Annotated in this window: 15 protein-coding genes; 13 read left to right on the forward strand and 2 right to left on the reverse strand. The window is 65.9% G+C overall.

Annotation, left to right across the window (positions count from 1 at the left end; translation table 11 throughout):
• Positions 1-455: 455 nt before the first annotated feature.
• The 3 genes from COGEMETH_RS02570 to COGEMETH_RS02580 all read left to right on the forward strand — a co-directional run bounded on the left by COGEMETH_RS02570 (position 456) and on the right by COGEMETH_RS02580 (position 5,336).
• Positions 456-1,352, forward strand: coding sequence for a helix-turn-helix transcriptional regulator (locus COGEMETH_RS02570; RefSeq protein WP_238181062.1), 897 nt, complete (start codon positions 456-458; stop codon positions 1,350-1,352).
• A gap of 227 nt (positions 1,353-1,579) precedes the next feature.
• Positions 1,580-3,766 carry a TonB-dependent siderophore receptor gene (locus COGEMETH_RS02575; protein ID WP_238181063.1) on the forward strand — a complete coding sequence of 729 codons (2,187 nt, stop codon included), beginning with the start codon at positions 1,580-1,582 and terminating at the stop codon, positions 3,764-3,766.
• A gap of 28 nt (positions 3,767-3,794) precedes the next feature.
• Positions 3,795-5,336, forward strand: a complete 1,542-nt coding sequence (locus COGEMETH_RS02580) for a PepSY-associated TM helix domain-containing protein (protein ID WP_238181064.1) — start codon at positions 3,795-3,797, stop codon at positions 5,334-5,336.
• A 222-nt stretch (positions 5,337-5,558) separates the two neighbouring features.
• Here COGEMETH_RS02580 and COGEMETH_RS02585 read toward each other — a convergent pair whose 3' ends face one another.
• Entirely contained in the window at positions 5,559-7,283 is a 1,725-nt protein-coding gene (locus tag COGEMETH_RS02585; RefSeq protein ID WP_238181065.1) for a redoxin domain-containing protein, read from the reverse strand.
• A gap of 207 nt (positions 7,284-7,490) precedes the next feature.
• Here COGEMETH_RS02585 and COGEMETH_RS02590 point away from each other — a divergent pair, with 207 nt between their 5' ends.
• From COGEMETH_RS02590 to COGEMETH_RS02635, 10 genes are all read left to right on the forward strand, one after another.
• Positions 7,491-8,234, forward strand: coding sequence for a response regulator (locus tag COGEMETH_RS02590; RefSeq protein ID WP_238181076.1), 744 nt, complete (start codon positions 7,491-7,493; stop codon positions 8,232-8,234).
• On the forward strand, positions 8,231-9,556 hold the full coding sequence (locus tag COGEMETH_RS02595) for an ATP-binding protein (protein ID WP_238181066.1): 1,326 nt from the start codon (positions 8,231-8,233) through the stop codon (positions 9,554-9,556). The genes COGEMETH_RS02590 and COGEMETH_RS02595 overlap by 4 nt, the downstream gene beginning before the upstream one ends.
• Positions 9,557-9,597: 41 nt before the next feature.
• Positions 9,598-10,164 (forward strand): TetR/AcrR family transcriptional regulator, encoded by a 567-nt coding sequence (locus tag COGEMETH_RS02600; RefSeq protein WP_238181067.1) that lies wholly within the window; start codon positions 9,598-9,600, stop codon positions 10,162-10,164.
• Between the two features lie 54 nt (positions 10,165-10,218).
• Entirely contained in the window at positions 10,219-10,959 is a 741-nt protein-coding gene (locus COGEMETH_RS02605) for an SDR family oxidoreductase (protein ID WP_238181068.1), read from the forward strand.
• A 136-nt stretch (positions 10,960-11,095) separates the two neighbouring features.
• Complete coding sequence (locus COGEMETH_RS02610; protein ID WP_373875305.1) at positions 11,096-12,394, forward strand: epoxide hydrolase family protein; 1,299 nt, start codon at positions 11,096-11,098, stop codon at positions 12,392-12,394.
• Between the two features lie 28 nt (positions 12,395-12,422).
• Positions 12,423-12,839: an organic hydroperoxide resistance protein gene (locus COGEMETH_RS02615; protein WP_238181070.1), complete on the forward strand. Its 417-nt coding sequence runs from the start codon at positions 12,423-12,425 to the stop codon at positions 12,837-12,839.
• A 90-nt stretch (positions 12,840-12,929) separates the two neighbouring features.
• Positions 12,930-13,952, forward strand: coding sequence for an alpha/beta fold hydrolase (locus COGEMETH_RS02620; RefSeq protein WP_238181071.1), 1,023 nt, complete (start codon positions 12,930-12,932; stop codon positions 13,950-13,952).
• Positions 13,953-14,001: 49 nt separating this feature from the next.
• Positions 14,002-14,535 carry a cytochrome P460 family protein gene (locus COGEMETH_RS02625; protein ID WP_238181072.1) on the forward strand — a complete coding sequence of 178 codons (534 nt, stop codon included), beginning with the start codon at positions 14,002-14,004 and terminating at the stop codon, positions 14,533-14,535.
• Between the two features lie 61 nt (positions 14,536-14,596).
• Complete coding sequence (locus tag COGEMETH_RS02630; protein WP_238181073.1) at positions 14,597-15,640, forward strand: adenylate/guanylate cyclase domain-containing protein; 1,044 nt, start codon at positions 14,597-14,599, stop codon at positions 15,638-15,640.
• A 671-nt stretch (positions 15,641-16,311) separates the two neighbouring features.
• Positions 16,312-16,938: a site-specific integrase gene (locus tag COGEMETH_RS02635; protein ID WP_238181074.1), complete on the forward strand. Its 627-nt coding sequence runs from the start codon at positions 16,312-16,314 to the stop codon at positions 16,936-16,938.
• A gap of 157 nt (positions 16,939-17,095) precedes the next feature.
• On the opposite strand, the gene COGEMETH_RS02640 is transcribed toward COGEMETH_RS02635, so the two are convergent.
• Positions 17,096-17,719: PDR/VanB family oxidoreductase (locus COGEMETH_RS02640; RefSeq protein ID WP_238181075.1), on the reverse strand; the 624-nt coding region annotated here is incomplete at its 5' end.

Below are 17,719 nucleotides of genomic sequence, written 5' to 3' on the forward strand. Positions count from 1 at the left end.
GTAGCGGGCCCGGTTCTCGTTCGTCCACATCGGCAGCCTCCCAGCATCGGCTGCCTTGAATCACAAACCGCTCGCATCATTCAATATGACGCCGGACAGACACTGAGGCCATTCGCCCATCCCAACGGTCGTAGGGCGGGACCTGCAAACCTTGACCGCTAAGAAAGGCGGACGTCCCGGGTTGGGAGCTTACCGGACAGAGGAATGAAACTCCTCGTTGCAGCAGGCGACTCCTGGATCCGTTCACCGATGAACGACCGCTTCTTGGATCGTGGCGAAGCGACTTCTACGGCAGATCTGGGTCGAGACCGGCTGGTCCCCTCTACGGCCACGGTGAGTGGTTTTGCGACGGTTCGCTTGCTCTCCGCAGGACCGCTATGTATTTGAATTGTAATAATTCGAAAATTTGCGCTTATTATCGACCATAAGCAGATTGTGCTCTACAAGTTGGGCATATGTCTTTCGCCGATTCAGACAACAACGTCTTCCGGCGTCCGGCCAACACGGTCGCGCATCACCTCGGTGGGTGGCTGAGCGTCTTTACAAACGAGATGACGTTTGAGGAGACATTCCGAACGACGGCGCCGGTGGGTACGGGCTTGCGCGTAGTTGTCTACCTTCGTGGGCAAACCAGCTTTCAGGTTGCCGACTTGCCCGCGATCAAAATCGAGGCGCCCGCGCTGCTCGTCTGCTTCACTGAACGGGAGCTTGATAGAGACCAGACTGTCACGGCGAGTCAGCCGCTGAGCAGCGTCCACGTCCGAGTTGACCCCGACCACGCCAAAGCGAACCTGGGCGCCATCGTACCCGCGATGGCGCGGTTCTCCGTGGGACGCGGTTTCGTTTTCGAGGGGCGTCCGGCCGACGCGACGGTGCAGGCGGTTGCATCGCAGATCCTCGCCGCATCGGGCCCGGCGGGACAGCCCCTGTATCAGGCGGCCAAGGCCCTCGAACTCCTCGCCCTTGTGTTCGAGGCTGAAGGACCGGCCGAGCCCACAGGGCCCACTCGCGCGCTTACGATCGTGGATCGCGGGCGCGTCGAGGCGGCTAGTGCGCTGATTTTGGAGCGTCTCAACGCCGTGCCGGACTTCGACGCAGTGGCCCGGAACGTCGGACTAACGCCAGCCAAGCTCAACCGCGCATTCCGGATCGCCTACGGCATGACGCCCTACGCCGTCCTTCAGGAGCGACGTCTGCAATCGGCCTACCGGATGCTCGCCAGCCGCGAGGCGACCGTCGGTGAAGTCGCCCAGAGCGTTGGATATACCGCACCGCACTTCGCGACCCTGTTCAGGAAGCGTTTCGGAATGCCGCCAAGCACCTTGGCCGCCGCGCGAACGACATCGATCTGAAACCTTAGAACAGCACTAAATTCGATCGAACGGAATCGCGTTTATCCAGTAAGTATCAATCATTGTTGTGGGCGAAACCGGAGCGTATGACGGTCATCACGACTCCGTGAAGGAGCATTGAGGACTGCGGTCGAGCGGCCGCCCGGGGCTCGAATTTCATGTGGACGTCCGAGATCATCTGCCGAGCGAGTTCTCTGTGTCTAGTGTCCACGAGCGCTCTCGCATCGATGGTCACGGTCGCGGCGGCGCAACCCGCCCCGGCTCAGGTCACCCTCGAAGAGATCTCGGTGGTCGGGGCCCCGGGCGGCGCCGCGTCCGGTCCGCCGGGCGTCGGCGGTTCTGTCGGCGAGCGGGCGAATGGCCCAGTGCGCGGCTTTACGGCCAAGCGTAGCGCCACCGGCACCAAGACCGATACCGCGCTCATCGCAACGCCGCAGTCAATCAGCGTCGTCACTGCCGATCAGATCCGGGCGACCGGCGCACAGAATCCAAGCGAGGCCCTGCGCTACACTGCCGGTGTGCAGGCCGAGCGCTTTGGCGGCGATCCGCGCTACGACTGGATCAAGGTGCGCGGCTTCGACGTGCCAGAGTATCTCGACGGCTTGCAATTGCCGAAAGGCACTTACGCGTGGTCGCGCTACGAGACCTACGGGGTCGAGCGGGTGGAAGTGCTCAAGGGCGCGGCCTCCGTGCTCTATGGGCAGTCCCCGCCTGGTGGACTCGTCAATTTCGTCAGCAAGAAGCCCCTCGACGTGCCCTACCGCGAGGTTTTGGTGCAGGGCGGTAGCTACGGGCGTCTCATCGGCGCCTTCGACGTGACCGGCCCAGTCGATCCGGACAAGACGGTGCTTTATCGCGTTGTCGGTCTGGGCCGGCTCTCGGACACGATCGTCGATACCGTGAACGACGACCGCGCCTTCATCGCGCCGAGTGTCACGTTCCGGCCCGATGCGGCGACGCAGCTTACGGTCCTCGGCTACTACATCAAGGACGACTCGAAGGCCCTGCAGTTCCTGCCGTCCCAAGGCACGCTCACCCCGAACCCGAACGGGCGCATCCGCCGCTCGACCTTCCTTGGCGAGCCCGGCTACGACCATTTCCGCCGCGAGCAGTTCGGCATCGGCTACCAGTTCGAGCATCATTTCGACGACGCGGTCACCTTCAGGCAGAACCTGCGCTACTCCGGCGTCAACGTCGACCTACCGGTAGTGCGCGGTTTCGGCTTCCCGACGAACGCGGCCGGCGCGGTCACGGATTTTCGCAACGTCACCCGCCGAGCCGTACGCTTCGACGACAATGTCAACGCCTTCACGATGGACAACCAACTAGTCCTGAACGCGGTGACCGGTCCGCTTGCGCACACGTTCCTGTTCGGCCTCGATATCCGCACCTTCGATCTCGGCTTCGCCACCCGCAACGCCCTGACCACGAGCCTGAACGTCTTCGACCCGGTCTATCGCGGCTTCCAGACGCTGCCGCCGATCACGGCCCGCATCCGCCAAAACCTGGAACAGATCGGTGCGTACGCGCAGGACCAGATCCGGCTCGACCGCTGGGTGCTGCTTCTGAGCGGGCGCCACGATACCGTAACGAGCACCACGCTCCAGCAGGTCGGCAACACGCGCATCGAGCAGACCGATCACGCCTTCACCTACAGGGCCGGGCTGCTCTACGAGTTCGACGCCGGAATCAGCCCTTACGTGAGCTACTCGACGCTGTTCCAGCCCGCGGTCGGCACTGGCTACAACGGCATCGTCCCGCCGACCGCGCTCGGCGCCGGCTCGACGCCGTTCCGGCCGACCACTGGCGACCAGATCGAGGGGGGCGTCAAGTACCAGCCCCCCGGCACCGCGAGCCTGTTCACCCTGGCCGGCTTCTCGATCGACCAGCAGAATGTGCTGGTGCCCACCACCTCCGGCTTCCAGGCCCAGGTCGGCGGCGTGCGCGCGGAAGGGTTCGAGGCAGAGGCGCGGGTGACCGCCTTCGAGGGCTTCGACATCGCCGCCGCCTACAGCTACCTCGACGCCCGTATCACGCGGACCGGCACCGGCCCGACCGCGCCGCGGATCGGCTCGCGAATCCCTGTGACGCCCTACAACCAGACGGCACTCTTCGCGACCTACAGCGTTCCGGCCGGCCCGCTGCTGGGCCTGACCGTTGGCGGCGGTGTGCGCTTCTTCGGCGATCATTTCGGCGATCTGGCCAACACCATCCGCATCCCGTCCTACACCCTGTTCGACGCGACGCTGCGCTACGACCTCGTCCGTCTGAACCCGGCCTGGGCGGGAGCGACCCTGGCGATCAACGCCACGAACCTTTTCGACAAGGTCTATGTTGGTACCTGCGATACCCTCGGGTCCTGCTATTACGGCAACCCGCGCACGGTGCTAGCGAGCTTGAGCTACCGGTGGTAGGCACCGGGGCGTCAGGCGGATCGCACTAATGAGGGGCAGCGTCCGGCAGTCGATGGCGTGGCTGCACACATGGTCGGGCTTGGTGGTCGGCTGGTTGCTGTTCGCGGTCTTCGTCACCGGAACAGCGAGCTATTACCGAACCGACATCTCGCGCTGGATGCGCCCCGAACTCGCCGCGACCTCAGAGCCCGGCCCGGATGCACTGGCGCGGGCCGCCGAGTTGGGCGCCCGCTACCTTGCAGAGCACGCTGGCGACGCGACCGGGTGGTCGATCGGCATGCCGCGACCCGAGTTTCCCGTGATCGAGCTGTACTGGCGCTCCCGGCCGGGTCCGCCGACGGGCCATGCCCTCCTGGACCCTGAGACCGGTGAGCCGGCAGCGGTGCGCGACACGCGCGGCGGCGATTTCCTCTACCGCTTCCATTTCGAGCTGAGCTTGCCGCCCCTTTGGGGGCGATGGCTCGTCGGCGCCTGCGCAATGACCATGCTGGTCGCGCTGATCTCGGGGATCGTTACCCATCGCCGCATTGTAAAGGACTTCTTCACCTTCCGCCGAGACCGCTCGGCGCAGCGCGGATGGCTGGACGCGCACAACGTTGCGGGCGTGCTGGCGCTGCCGTTTCACCTCATGATTACCTACAGCGGGCTGGTGACGCTGGCCCTGCTGTACATGCCCTGGGGCGTGACCACGGCGTATCGCGGCGACAGCCAGCGCTACTTCGCCGAGTCCGGGCAGATCCTGCCGCCGCAGGACGCGGCAGGCCGCCCGGCCTCGCTTCCTCCGCTCGGACCGATCGTCCTGCGGGTCGTGGCAGAGACGCCGCAGCCATTGGACCGGGTCACGATCACCCATCCGCGCGACGCGAACGCGACGGTATTGGCGATCTTCGAGGAGCCGCATGGGCTCGCCCATGTCCATCCGCAGATCAGCATCGCGGCTGCCACCGGGACGGTCCGCGCGCGAACCCTCCCGGCGAGGCCCGCGACGCAGATCCATGCCGTGATGGTTGGGCTCCATGAAGCGCACTTCGCCGATGCGGCTCTGCGCGTGCTCTTCTTCCTGTCAGGTCTTCTGGGCTGCGCCACGGTTGCCACGGGCCTCATTCTCTGGACGGTGGCACGGGCGCCCACGGTTTTCGACGCGCGTTCCCAGGGCTTGCGCAGTGTAGAGGCGCTGAACGTCGGCACGATCGTTGGGCTACCAGCGGCGATCGCCTGCTATTTCCTCGCCAACCGGCTCCTGCCGACTGATCTTGTGGGTCGGTCGGGTTGGGAGGTCAGGTTCTTCTTCGCGGGTTGGATCATGATCGCGCTTACAGCCCTGCTGCGGCCGCAGGCCCGCCGTTGGTACGAGGCCCTAACCTGCACAACCGCCCTCTACCTCGCTGTGCCAACGGTCGACATCCTGTCACGTGGGCGGGCTACGATCACGGGTGACGCGGTGTTCCTTGGGTTCGATGCCACGATGCTCGGGACGGCCGCAATTTTTGCTATTGCGGCATATCGCACGGCCGGCCATCTGATCCATTCAAGGCCGCCTATCGCCCAGCGGGCACCATCAACGTCATGAATGTCGCGGCTCCGCGCTGCATAGCTAATCCCAGTTTAAACGTCTGCTTACGGGTATCGGGCCTGAAATCTTGAACGACCGGGTTGGGTCGGATGCGGAACGTCCGCTTTCAGGCAGTCGACCAACTTCCGCTTATGGCGCAAAGCGGAAGGACGGTAATCAAAGCTAAAGCGACGTAGGCGAACATTAAATAAGCGATTAGGAGCGGGATGGGCCAACACCTCAGCCGAACGTGAAGGCGTAGGCCCTCACTCCTGGATCGTCGAAGTAAATCTCGAAGGTTCGTTCTGAATTAGAGTCGGACTGGCGCACGAGCTGGTAAAGCCGTGTCTCCTCGACAGCGCCGCGGCCGTCCGGCGCGATGTCGGTTCCGTGGTTGGCACCGGGAGGTCTGCCGTCGAGCATGACCGTGAACCGGACAGGTCGGCCGTCAGGGTCCGGGCCGAGCACCAAGTGGAGGTCGCGGGCGCGGAAGCGATAGGTGATGCCGCCCGCCGGGGCGTCGAGACGCGCGAATTCAGTCTCGACGGACCATGCTCCGGTCAAGGACCACTGGTTCAAGCGGGGCCTGCCGGCCGTGTAGGTCGTCCGGCCCGCCGACAGGCCCTCCGGCGAGACGAAGCCCTGGGCGTTGTCGGTGCCGAGGTAGGTCTCGCCGGACCGAAGATGCGTGAGGTCGGGCGGCACTTCGGCGCCGATCGCCTGCGGCTTCGTCTCCGGCACGGCGCCACCACGGTGCCCCCCAGCCTCGGCCAGCAGCTCCTGGATGGCGGACTCGGACTCGGCATAGCCGTCCTCGCCGAACTGGTGATGCCGGATGCGCCCCTCGGCATCGACGATATACAGCGCCGGCCAGTAAGAGTTGCGCAGCGCCCGCCAGATCCGGAACTCGTTGTCCACGGCAACGGGATACGGCAGCGCGAAGCGGCGGATCGCGGCGGAGACGTTCCCGACGTCACGCTCGAAGGCAAATTCTGGAGCGTGGATGCCGATCACAACGAGTCCCTGCTCCCGGTACCGTTCGGCCCAGGCGCGCAAGTAGGGCAGGGTCCGGATGCAGTTGATGCAGGAATAGGTCCAGACGTGGACCAGCACCACCGTGCCGCGAAGCTGCTCAAAGGTTCGCGGCTCGCCGTTGAGCCAGTGGGTGGCGCTGTCCAGGTTCGGCGGACGGCCCTGTATGGGGAGGCTGCTGCGGCGCGACGGAGGCAGCGCCTCGGAGCGCGCGGCGTCGATGCGGAATGCCTTCAGGAGCGCGTCCTCGGTCGCGGTCGTACCGGCAGAGGAAAGCCGCACTAAGAGGTCCGCGTCCACGCCGGCTGCAATTGCGATCACGGCGGCGATCATGCCGGCACCGGCGGCCTGACGGAGGCGGTCTCCGAGCCGAAGATAGGGACGGATCGCCGCGATGATCGCGGTGCCGAACCGGATCGCGGCCGCGAGCGACGTCGCGGCGCCGGCGGCGTAGCTTGCGAGCAGCGCCGTCGTCTGCCAGCTGGCGCCGTTCAGAGCCGCGCCGGTCAGGATGAGCCCGAGGATCGGTCCGGTGCAGGGCGTCCACAGGAGCCCCGTGGCGACGCCGAGGCACACTGAGCCAAGGACGCCGCCCGTCGTCCGCGCGGACGCGGACAGCCGCTCCCCCAGCCCCACGAACGGCCGGTGCAGCCAGGCAGACAGCCGAGGCGACAGGAGAGTCGCGGCGAAGACCGCCAGCAGTACGAGGGCCGCGAGGCGGCCCGCCTGGCCGAGATCGGCGACCCAGGCACCGGAGGCCGCTGCGAGAGACGCGGCGCCGGCAAAGGAAGCGGCCAGCCCGGACAGGAACGCCAGCGTGCCCGACGCGAAAGGCTGCCCCGCCCGCGCCAGCGCGAAGGGCAGCACCGGAACGATGCATGGGCTCAGGATGGTCAACACGCCCGCAAGAAAAGCGGCGAGGTAGAGGGTCATGGCGGCTCCTGTCGGTGCCCACGGTGGTGCCTTCCTCACCGCTCCTGCATGTCGTGACTGTGTGTGGGTACTGCCCACAGCGTATCGGCCTGTAGCGATCTGGTCGCCGCGCTTCCGCTCACCCGCTTGCCGCTACATTGCGTTACGAAGAACCGCTCGCGTTTCACAACGGCGGAGCGCTACGGAGAAGCGAGCCGAGGGCCGCCGGTGGACCATATCGACCACGTGCTGATTATCGACGACGACCGGGATATCCGCGACCTCCTGTCGGGCTATCTGAAGAAGAACGGCCTGCGGGTCACGGTCGCCGCGGACGGCCGGCAGATGCGAGCTTTCCTCGACGCGGACCGCGTCGACCTCGTGGTGCTTGACATCATGATGCCGGGCGACGACGGCCTGGTCCTTTGTCGCGAGTTGCGCGCCGGCAAGCACAAGACCACGCCCGTCCTCATGCTGACGGCGCGGGGCGACGAGACTGACAGGATTGTCGGCCTGGAGATGGGCGCGGACGACTACTTGGTGAAACCATTCTCAGCCCGGGAGCTCCTTGCGCGGATCAAGTCGATCCTGCGCCGAACCAGGATGCTGCCGCCCAATCTCCAGGTGACGGAGGCCGGCCGGCTGCTCGCCTTCGGCGCCTGGCAGCTGGACACCACGGCCCGGCACCTGATCGATGGGGCCGGGACGGTCGTGCCGCTCAGCGGCGCGGAGTACCGGCTGCTACGCGTCTTGCTCGACCATCCGCAGCGCGTGCTCTCGCGCGACCAACTCCTGAACCTCACACAGGGACGCGAGGCAGAACTCTTCGATCGCTCCATCGACCTCCTCGTCAGCCGCCTGCGGCAGCGCCTTCGGGAGGACGCCCGCGAGCCGGCCTACATCAAGACCGTGCGGAGCGAAGGCTACGTGTTCGCGATGCCGATCACCATCGCGGAAGCCCGCGAGCGATGACGGCTAGAGCGCCGATCTGGCCGCGCAGCCTACGGGGCCGTCTCTTCCTGATCCTGTCCGCAGGCCTTCTCGTCGCACAGGCACTCTCGTTCGGCACCATGGTGGTGGAGCGGGACCAATCGGCCCGGGTCGTGATGCTCACGACCCTACAACGCGACGTCGGGGTAGCGGTGGCCCTCTTAAACAGCGTCCCCGCGGACGAGCGCTTGCGGTGGCTGCCCATGCTCGACCGGCCAACCTATCGGTTCGAGCTCGGTGCGGGGCTCCGTGGCGAGGAGGAGCTCTCGCCACGCCTGCGGGCCATCGCGAACCAGCTCCGGGTCGCGCTGGACCCGCGCTTCGCCGCTCGATTCGATGCCGTGCCGGGCGATGGCGAGCGCCTTCAAGGGCATCTCGTCCTGTCGGATGGTGCGGCCCTGACGATCGATGTCCGCCCGGCGGCGCGGCCGATCGCGTCCTGGCTGCCTCTCGTGCTCGCCGGACAGCTCGCGCTGGTCCTCGGCTGCGCCTGGCTGGCCGTCCGCCTCGCCGTGGCGCCGCTGTCGCGCTTCGCCCGCGCGGCCGAGGACCTGGTGCCCGGCCGGCTCGCTCCGCGCTTCCCGGACGAGGGACCGGTGGAGGTGGTGCAGGCCGGCAAGGCCTTCAACGCCATGCAGGAGCGCATTGCGGGCCATTTGGATGAGCGCGTCCGCATCTTGGCGGCGATCTCCCACGACATCCAAACGCCGATCACCCGCATGCGGCTCCGAGTAGAGACCGGCCCGGCTGGAATGGAACAAGAGGTGCTTCTCCGCGACCTCGACACCATCCAGGCGCTCGTGCGCGAGGGGATCGCGTATGCCCGCAGCGGGCACGACGCGATCGAGGAGCAGGTCCGGCTCGACCTGGGCGCCTTCCTCGAAAGCATCGCCTTCGACTACCAGGACACCGGCAGGGAAGTGGTCGTGGCCCACCTGCCGGAGGTCACGGCCCTGACGCGACCGAAGGCACTGCGCCGCATCCTCACGAACCTGATCGACAACGCGCTCCGCTATGCCGGCGCGGCCGAGCTCTCCGCCGCGACGACGGTGAGTGGCATCGCGATCAAAGTCAGGGATCGCGGTCCGGGTATCCCGGCGGACCAACTCGACAACGTCCTGCTTCCCTTCGTCCGGCTGGAAGGCTCCCGCAACCGGGAGACGGGCGGGACCGGGCTCGGACTCTCCATCGCGGACGAGCTCGCAGCAGCGCTTGGCGGCACGCTGTCACTCCGCAACTGCCATGGCGGTGGCCTGGAGGCCACCGTTACCCTACCGGACGCTAGGCTGATAGAGAGCGCCTAAGCTATCTTGACTGATCGTTCCAAGATCGCTTAAAGGACGCCATGGCGAGGACGAAAGCCTTTGACGCGGAGGTCGCACTCGATGCGGCCATCAGCGTGTTCCGCGAGCACGGCTTCGAGGGTACCTCGGCCGACATGCTCGTGGGAGCTATGGGGATCGGCCGCCAGAGCCTCTACGACACGTTCGGCGACAAGTGGCGCCTCTACCAGGCGGCACTGCAGCGCTACAACGTGCTGGAAGGGAATGCGCACGTCGCGAGCCTCCGGGGGCAGACCCGAGCCGTCGATGGGCTCCGCGCGATGATGGAGCGGGTCGTGGAGACGGCGCGCAGCGCCTGCCTCGGCGTTGGCGCGATCTGCGAATTCGGCAGTTCGAAGCCGGAGATCGCGAAGATCAACGCGGCCGCAGACCGGGTGCTGCGCGCCGCGATCGTCGAGCGCGTCCGCGAGGCGCAGGCTGACGGCGACGTCACCATGGATTTGCAGCCCGGGGAGGTGGTCGACTTCTTGTTCGCCGCCTTCGCGGGCATCCGGGTCGCCGCGCGGGGCGGAGCCGACGCGGTCAGGCTTGAGGCGCTGGGCCGTACGGCGCTGCGCGCTCTGTACTAGCACCCAGCTTTCATTTGAACCTAAATTGACTGATCGTTCCATAAAGGATCTGCGATGATCACGGCGGTAGGCGACGCTCCCAAAACAGCCCTCGTGTATGGGGGATCGCGCGGCATCGGCGCCGCGATCGTGTCGCGCCTCGTCGAAGACGGCTACGCGGTCGCCTTCACCTTCGCGTCGCGCGCGGACACTGCACGGGACCTAGCCAGTGCCCTTGAGGCGAGAGGCGGCCGGGCCACCGCCATCCAGGCCGACAGCGCCGACCCCGCCGCGATCCGTACTGCGGCGGACGCGGCCGGCGAGCGCCTCGGCTCGATTGGACTCGTTGTCGTCAATGCCGGCATACTCAAACTTGGCACGGTCGACGCCGTCTCCCTCGACGATCTAAACCTGATGATCGACGTCAACATTCGGGGCGTGTTCTTAGCGGTTCAGGCGGCCCTTCCGCATGTGTCCGATGGCGGTCGCGTGGTTACGATCGGAAGCTGCTCGGCTGAATGGACTGGCTTTGCCGGATCGAGCGTGTACCAGTTTACTAAGGCCGCGGTTGCAGCGATGGCCAAAGGTCTGGCCCGCGATCTCGCGCCACGGAAGATTACCGTCAACAACGTTCAGCCTGGGCCGACACGCACGGACTTGAGCGCCGGCTTTATCGATACGCTTTCCGAGCGAAGCCCGCTCAAGCGCATCGCCGAACCTGCCGAGATCGCCGGTCTCGTCTCTTACCTCGCCCGCGCCGAGGCCGGCTTCATGACCGGCGCGAGCCTGACCATGGACGGCGGCCTCACGCTCTGAGGGACCGAGGCTATCGTCGGCAGCGGGCTTCGGCTTCGTACCGGCACGATACATCCGATTACAAATAGCCGTTCCATTGCACACAATCAGCACAAGAACGGCGGTTCATGTCGGCTCAATGCACGGAGACGTGACGATGTCTGTAGAAGGCGATGCGAATCGTCGAACGTGGGTGCTCGGTGCCGGGGCTGTATTGGCCGCTGGTGCTATGGGGCGCAGCACGAATCTTGCCGCACGGCCACAAGCGGCGGGTAGCGTCGCCGACGCGGAGATCATCCAGCCGTTCCGCGTCGCCGTTCCGGACAGGGCACTCGACGACCTGCGAGCCAGGCTCCGCATGCGGCGACTGCCGGAGCGCGAGACCGTGACCGACTGGTCGCAGGGCGTGCCCCGCGACCGGCTGGAGCATCTGCTCAACACCTGGGAGCGCGACTACGATTGGCGCCGCTTCGAGGCCCGCCTCAACGCGCTGCCGCAATTCGTCACCAGCATTGACGGTCTCGGCATCCACTTCATCCACGTCCGCTCGAAGCACGCGGACGCCCTGCCGCTTATTCTCACCCACGGCTGGCCTGGATCGGTCGCCGAGTTCTTGGAGGCGGTCGCGCCGCTGACAGACCCGGAGGCGCATGGCGGAACGGCGCAGGACGCCTTCCACCTTGTCATCCCGTCCATCCCCGGCCACGGCTTCTCCGACAAGCCGCGGGAGACCGGATGGGGTCCGGAGCGCGTCGGTCGGGCCTGGGCCGAGTTAATGCGACGGCTCGGCTACAGTCGCTACGTCTCGCAGGGTGGAGACCACGGATCGGTGATCTCCGATGCGATGGCCCGTCTCAGGCTGCCCGGGCTGGCCGGCATCCACGTGAACATGCCGGCGACCGTCCCTCCCGAGATTGCGGACCTACTGCGGTGCGGTGCCCCGGCCCCAGCCGAGCTGCCGCCGGACGAGCGCGCGGCCTTCGACCAGCTGGAGTCGTTCTACCGGACGGGAGGCGCCTACGCGGCGATGATGACGACGAAGCCGCAGACGCTCGGCTACAGTCTCTCTGACTCGCCGAGCGGCCTCGCCGCCTTCTTCTACGAGAAGTTCGCGGCCTGGACCTATCCGGGCGGCGCGCCCGAGCGGGCTCTCACCGTCGACGAGATGCTGGACGACATCTCCCTCTACTGGCTGACCGACACGGCGACCTCGGCGGCGCGGTTCTACTGGGAGAATAACGCCAACAATTTCAACGCGGTCGATATCGACCTGCCGACCGCCGTGACGATTTTCCCGGGCGAGATCTACCGAGCGCCGAGACGCTGGACTGAGCGCGCCTACCGCAGTCTCGTCTACTTCAACAAGGCGTCGAAGGGCGGCCATTTCGCCGCCTGGGAGGAGCCGGAGCTGTTCGCCACCGAGCTCCGCGCCGCCTTGCGCTCGTTCCGCGCGTAGCCGCCACCAGTCCGAGGGAGCATCGAACATGGCAGACACGGCAAAACGCCTCTACACGGCCCATGTCCACACAGCGGGCGGGCGCGAGGGAAGAGCGCAGAGTTCGGACGGGAGGCTCGACCTGAAGCTCTCCCGGCCTGGAAGCGCCGGTGACGGGACCAATCCGGAGCAACTCTTCGCGGCCGGCTGGTCCGCCTGCTTCGAAGGCGCGATGGAGCGCGCCGCCCGCACGCTCCACCTCGCACTCCCGGAGCCGCCGCGTATCGATGCGGAGATCGGTCTCAACCAAGACAGCGACGGCTTCCACCTCAGCGCGCGGTTGACCATCGCGGTGCCTGGCCTCGAACTCGCGCTGGCGGAGCAGATCGTCGAGCGGGCCCATCAGATCTGCCCGTACTCGAAAGTGACCCGCGGCAACATCGACGTGGTCCTGGTCGTCGTCTGACCGCCATCGCGTCGCGGCACTGAAGAACACGACATTCATCGACAACAAGGTGATGAGATGACCCAAGCACCAGGACCCGATCGACGCCAGATGCTCGCACGTGCCGTCGCCGGCCTCGCCGTCGGCCTGACCGCCGAGATCGCCCCAGCCGCCGCGCAGAGGGCAAGCCCCGGCAACCCGTCCCAAATGGCGGCCCCTGGGTCTCATGCGTCGTTCGGCGCGCTGAAGCGGATCGCGGCGGGCCACCTCGATGTCGCCTATGCCGAGGCCGGCCCGGAGGATGGCAAGCCGGTCCTCCTACTGCACGGCTGGCCCTACGACATCGACAGCTACGCGGACGTGGCCCCCGCGCTCGCCAAAGCGGGCTACCGCGTGCTGATCCCCTCCCTGCGCGGCTACGGCGCGACCCGCTTCCTGTCGGATGCGACGATGCGCAATGGGCAGCAGGCCGCGCTGGCGGTGGATGCTCTTGCCTTCCTGGACGCCCTCAAGGTTCAGAAGGCGCTCGTCGGCGGATACGATTGGGGTGCGCGGACGGCCTGCATCCTCGCCGCGCTCTGGCCCGAGCGCTGCACAGGTCTCGTCTCCGTCAGCGGTTACCTGATCGGGAGCCAGGCCGCGAACGCGATGCCGCTGCCGCCGAAGGCCGAACTGCAGTGGTGGTACCAGTTCTACTTCGCGACCGAGCGGGGTCGCGAAGGCTACGCGCGCAACACCCGCGACTTCGTTCGGTTGATCTGGGAGTTGGCTTCTCCGCAGTGGAAATTCGACGACGCAACCTTCGCGCGCTCCGCGCCGGCCTTCGACAATCCCGACCATGTGGCAGTTTCGATCCACAACTACCGCTGGCGGCTTGGACTTGCTCAAGGCGAAGCCCGCTACGACGAGATCGAGCGGAAGCTGGCAGCGTTCCCGAATATCGCTGTGCCAACGATCACGATGGAGGGCGACGCCAACGGCGCGCCGCACCCTGCCCCGTCGGCATATGCCAGCAAGTTCGCCGGACGCTACGAGCACCGCACGATCACGGGCGGCGTTGGTCACAACCTGCCGCAGGAGGCTCCGGACGCGTTCGTCCAGGCGATCGTCGCGGTCGATAAGTTCTCAGGCTGAGGGACTTCGCCCTCCGATGATCCGCTACGCTCTTAAGGGAGAATACTCGATGAGGACCGTGCTTGCCTGCGCGGCCGCGCTGACCTCAGTCACGGTCGGTGTCGCGGCCCTGGTAACGGCCCGTGCGCAACCCGACGACGCGTCGCCGATCTATGGTGTCAGGTTGCCTGAGGGCTATCGCGACTGGAAGCTCGTGAGCGTCGCGCAGGAGAACGGAGCCAACAACGACATACGGGCGATCCTGGGCAACGAGATCGCACTCAAGGCCTTCCGAGACGGGACCCGCCCTTTTCCGGATGGCGCTGTCATCGCCCGGCTGGCTTGGCGCTACGAACCCTCGCCCCGCAACGACGCCGTCTTCCCGGCTCCCCAATCCTTCGTGGCTGGCGCGCCGACGAACGTGCAGATCAGCATCAAGGATTCGAAGCGCTACGCCGACACGGGAGGTTGGGGCTACGGGCAGTTCGATGCCGGTGTCGCCAACAAGAATGTCTCACTCACGCAGTCATGCTTCGCCTGCCACACAAAGCTGCGCGACTTGTCACCCGGGTCGGACTTGGTCTTTACACCGTACTCGCATTAGACGGCCGAGCACCGATTGGTCGAGTTGGTGCGAAACGCGGGTCTGATCCCTGAACCGATTCATGCATGCCACGCGCGCCGGCTTCTGGATCCTGGCACCCATCATCGGACTGGTGGCGGGCCTGCTTTACAGTATGGCGTTCGACGCCGAACTGTTCGTTTCCGCGGTTCGCGGCGCGTTCATCGGCTTCCCGGTCCTGCTCTATGAGCGAGGCCTGCTTCTGCGCGGTTGGCGCGACCTCATCCGCCGCGCCGCCACCCCCATCTTCATGGTCGCTACCGTTGCCACCTATGTTGCCACCATCGCGGTTGGGAACGCAGCGGCCGGAACCATCCTGAACCACGGGTTCGGCTACATGCCGGACGCTCGTGCCGCCATGATGATGTCGGAATCGGGATTCGCCTATGCGCTTGGGATATCCGCGCTCGCGACTTTCGTCTTCCGTGTCCGCGATCTGATGGGACCGCGCGTCTTCGCGAGCTTGCTGATCGGACGCTACCACCGCCCGATCACGGAGGAACGCATCTTCATGTTCCTCGATGTAACGGGGTCGACCCGCTTCGCGGAAGAACATGGCGACCTCGCCGCTCAACGCTGGTTGGGAGCGATCTTCAGCGCACTCGCCGGACCGGTCCACAGGTCGCGCGGTTCCATCGATGATTACGTGGGAGACATGGCGCTCGTGAGCTGGTCGATGGAGCGGGGCACGCAGGACGCTGCCTGCCTGCGTTGCCTTTTCGATTTTGCACGGGTGATCAAAGACGATTCCGAACAGTGGATCGCGCGCTTCGGCGAAGTCCCCACCTTCCGGGCTGCGCTCCATTGCGGCCCTGTCGTGACGGCTGAAATCGGGCTTGAACGCCGCAAGATCGCTCATTTTGGAGACGCGCTGAATACGACGAGCCGACTCGAAGGGTTGGCCAAGGAACTCGGCGTCGACGTCCTAGTCTCGGGCGATCTTCTCGACCGCCTTGGTCAAATGCCCATCGAGTTCCTAGTGTCGGATCTCGGCTCCCGTCCCTTGCGCGGGCGCAAGGAGCCGCTTCGGGTCGCCACGGTGAGCGAGCGCACGATTCAACCGTTCACCGGGGGCTTCCAAGCTTAGTGTCTGCTTCCGGCGCAGAAAGCCCGACAAATCGAATGAGCGGTTTGGGCGCGCAACTCCCCAAGTGAGGGCGAAACATACGTCTGCTTACGGGAGCCGCACGGACGCTCATGAACGACTGCGTTGCGTCGTAAGCAGCATGTCCGCTTCCAGACGGGCAGCCGACTTCCGCTCATGGCGCAGTGCCGAAGCAGACCGCTCGGTCGTTGGCGTCACGCCGCAGTGCACGATCATGACGACAATCTTAGGCCCAAAGCGGATTGAACAAGCATGATAGGGCTGCCATAGTTCTCAGATGCGAACGGCTACGATTATCGGGCTCATTGCTCTGTGTGCAGGATCTTCTTCTGCTTTAGCAGTCGACCTTCCGATCTCGGGTATCTACGGGATTGACGCGGATGATTGCAAAGCTGCAAAGGAAGGGAATGAAGGCGGCTACGTCGCGTTCGAGGGATCGAGCACTGGCGAGGGTGGTCAAGGGGGCTGTGAGATCACTGGCGTGAAGCAGACTGGCCCGAATGCCTACTCACTCACGGGCGTCTGCAAGCCCCTCGAAGGCCCAAGAAAGCGGCGCACCCTCAAGCTGCTCGTAAAGGGAGATGGAGCAATCGAATACGACGGCGCCGATTACAAGCGCTGTTCGAGGTGACGACGCGGAATCGCTCTCCCGGTTGACCGATCTCGAGCTTTCAAAGGTCCACTTAAACGACGGCGTCCGCCTGCGCATGATATTCATCAATCAGAAAGGCGGCCGATTACTGCCCTTCGAGCTTAACGAGGCCATCCGAAAGGTGCTTGCGGCTTGGCTTAACCTTCGGGGGCTGCGGGCCGACGACTGGCTGATCCCGAGCCGAACCCGCCCGGGCGAACGCGCCTCCCGCGAGCAGGGTCGTCGGCACATGTCGATGCTCGACGTCGGCAGCCAACTTTGCCCTGCAAACGCGCCGCTGGCTGCCGAGGTGCGACCTCGTGATCGTAGCGTGGCTCATGCGTCGGCGGAACGTCGTGGTCACCTTCAGGAGTGCGCATTCATCTCGGCGTCTAGAACCAACGGCAGTGGTCCAACCGGGCAATCGCCTGCAACACCCCCCTGCCTGCTCGCGCTATTCTCCATTGTCACTCAGCTGGCTGCGCGGCTTACGAGCCGCTACCGACGCCGAACCGCGACCACCGCGCGATATTCGAAACTGGGTCCGACCTTCGCCGATGCCGTGGCCGACGTGCGATGTGCAATTTTGGCGCAAGCGGGCTTTGGCGACATCCCGGCACCGATGCCTCAGAAGACCCCCTCCCGCTGACTTGCGCCCTACGCTTAAGCCCTATGCTACGCCGCTCGGATGTGGACGACCTTCTGCTTTGTCATCTCGCGGAATGTCTCGACATCACGGCGCGCCACCTCTTCCGATCCGTCGGCATCACCGGCGTCCAACTGCCGATCCGTCGCGACCGAGCGGATCAGAGGTCGAGGGTCACACCGACCCGTGCGCGCGAGACGCACGGGGTCATCCGATCCTGGCGCTTCCCGATCGGGAGCACTGCATCGCGGTGGATTACCGTGCCGTCGCGGTAGCCGCATTCGCAGGCACCGCAGACCCCGAGTTCGCACGAGGAGGGCTGGGAGAAGCCGTGGTCGCGCAGCACGTCGAGGAGCGAACGGTCCGCAGGCACGTGGAGCACCGCGCCTGTAGAGGCGATCCGCGCGTCGAACGGTTCCGGCTTGAAGTTCTCGTCCAAGACGGCGGCGAAGTGCTCGACATGGACCCGCTCCGGCGGCCAGCCGTTCGCGGCGAGCGCCGCCTGCACGGCCTCGGTGAGACGCTGAGGGCCGCAGGCGTAGACGTTGGTGCTCGGGTCAGGGCCGCGCAGGAGCGCCGGATCGAAGCGCCGGCCTTCCTCGGAGAACCAGTCGTGCAGGCGGGGCCCACAGACGGTGCGCAGGTCTGCGAGAAGCGGCGCATGGATCATGGAGCGCGCGCAGAGATGGAACTCGAAATCGGCACCTTGAGCCGACAGTGTGCGTGCCATGGCGAGGAGAGGCGTCACGCCGATGCCGCCCGCCACCAGGACATGCCGCCGCGC

The organism is Methylobacterium trifolii, from assembly GCF_022179685.1.
GTDB classification, from domain to species: domain Bacteria; phylum Pseudomonadota; class Alphaproteobacteria; order Rhizobiales; family Beijerinckiaceae; genus Methylobacterium; species Methylobacterium trifolii.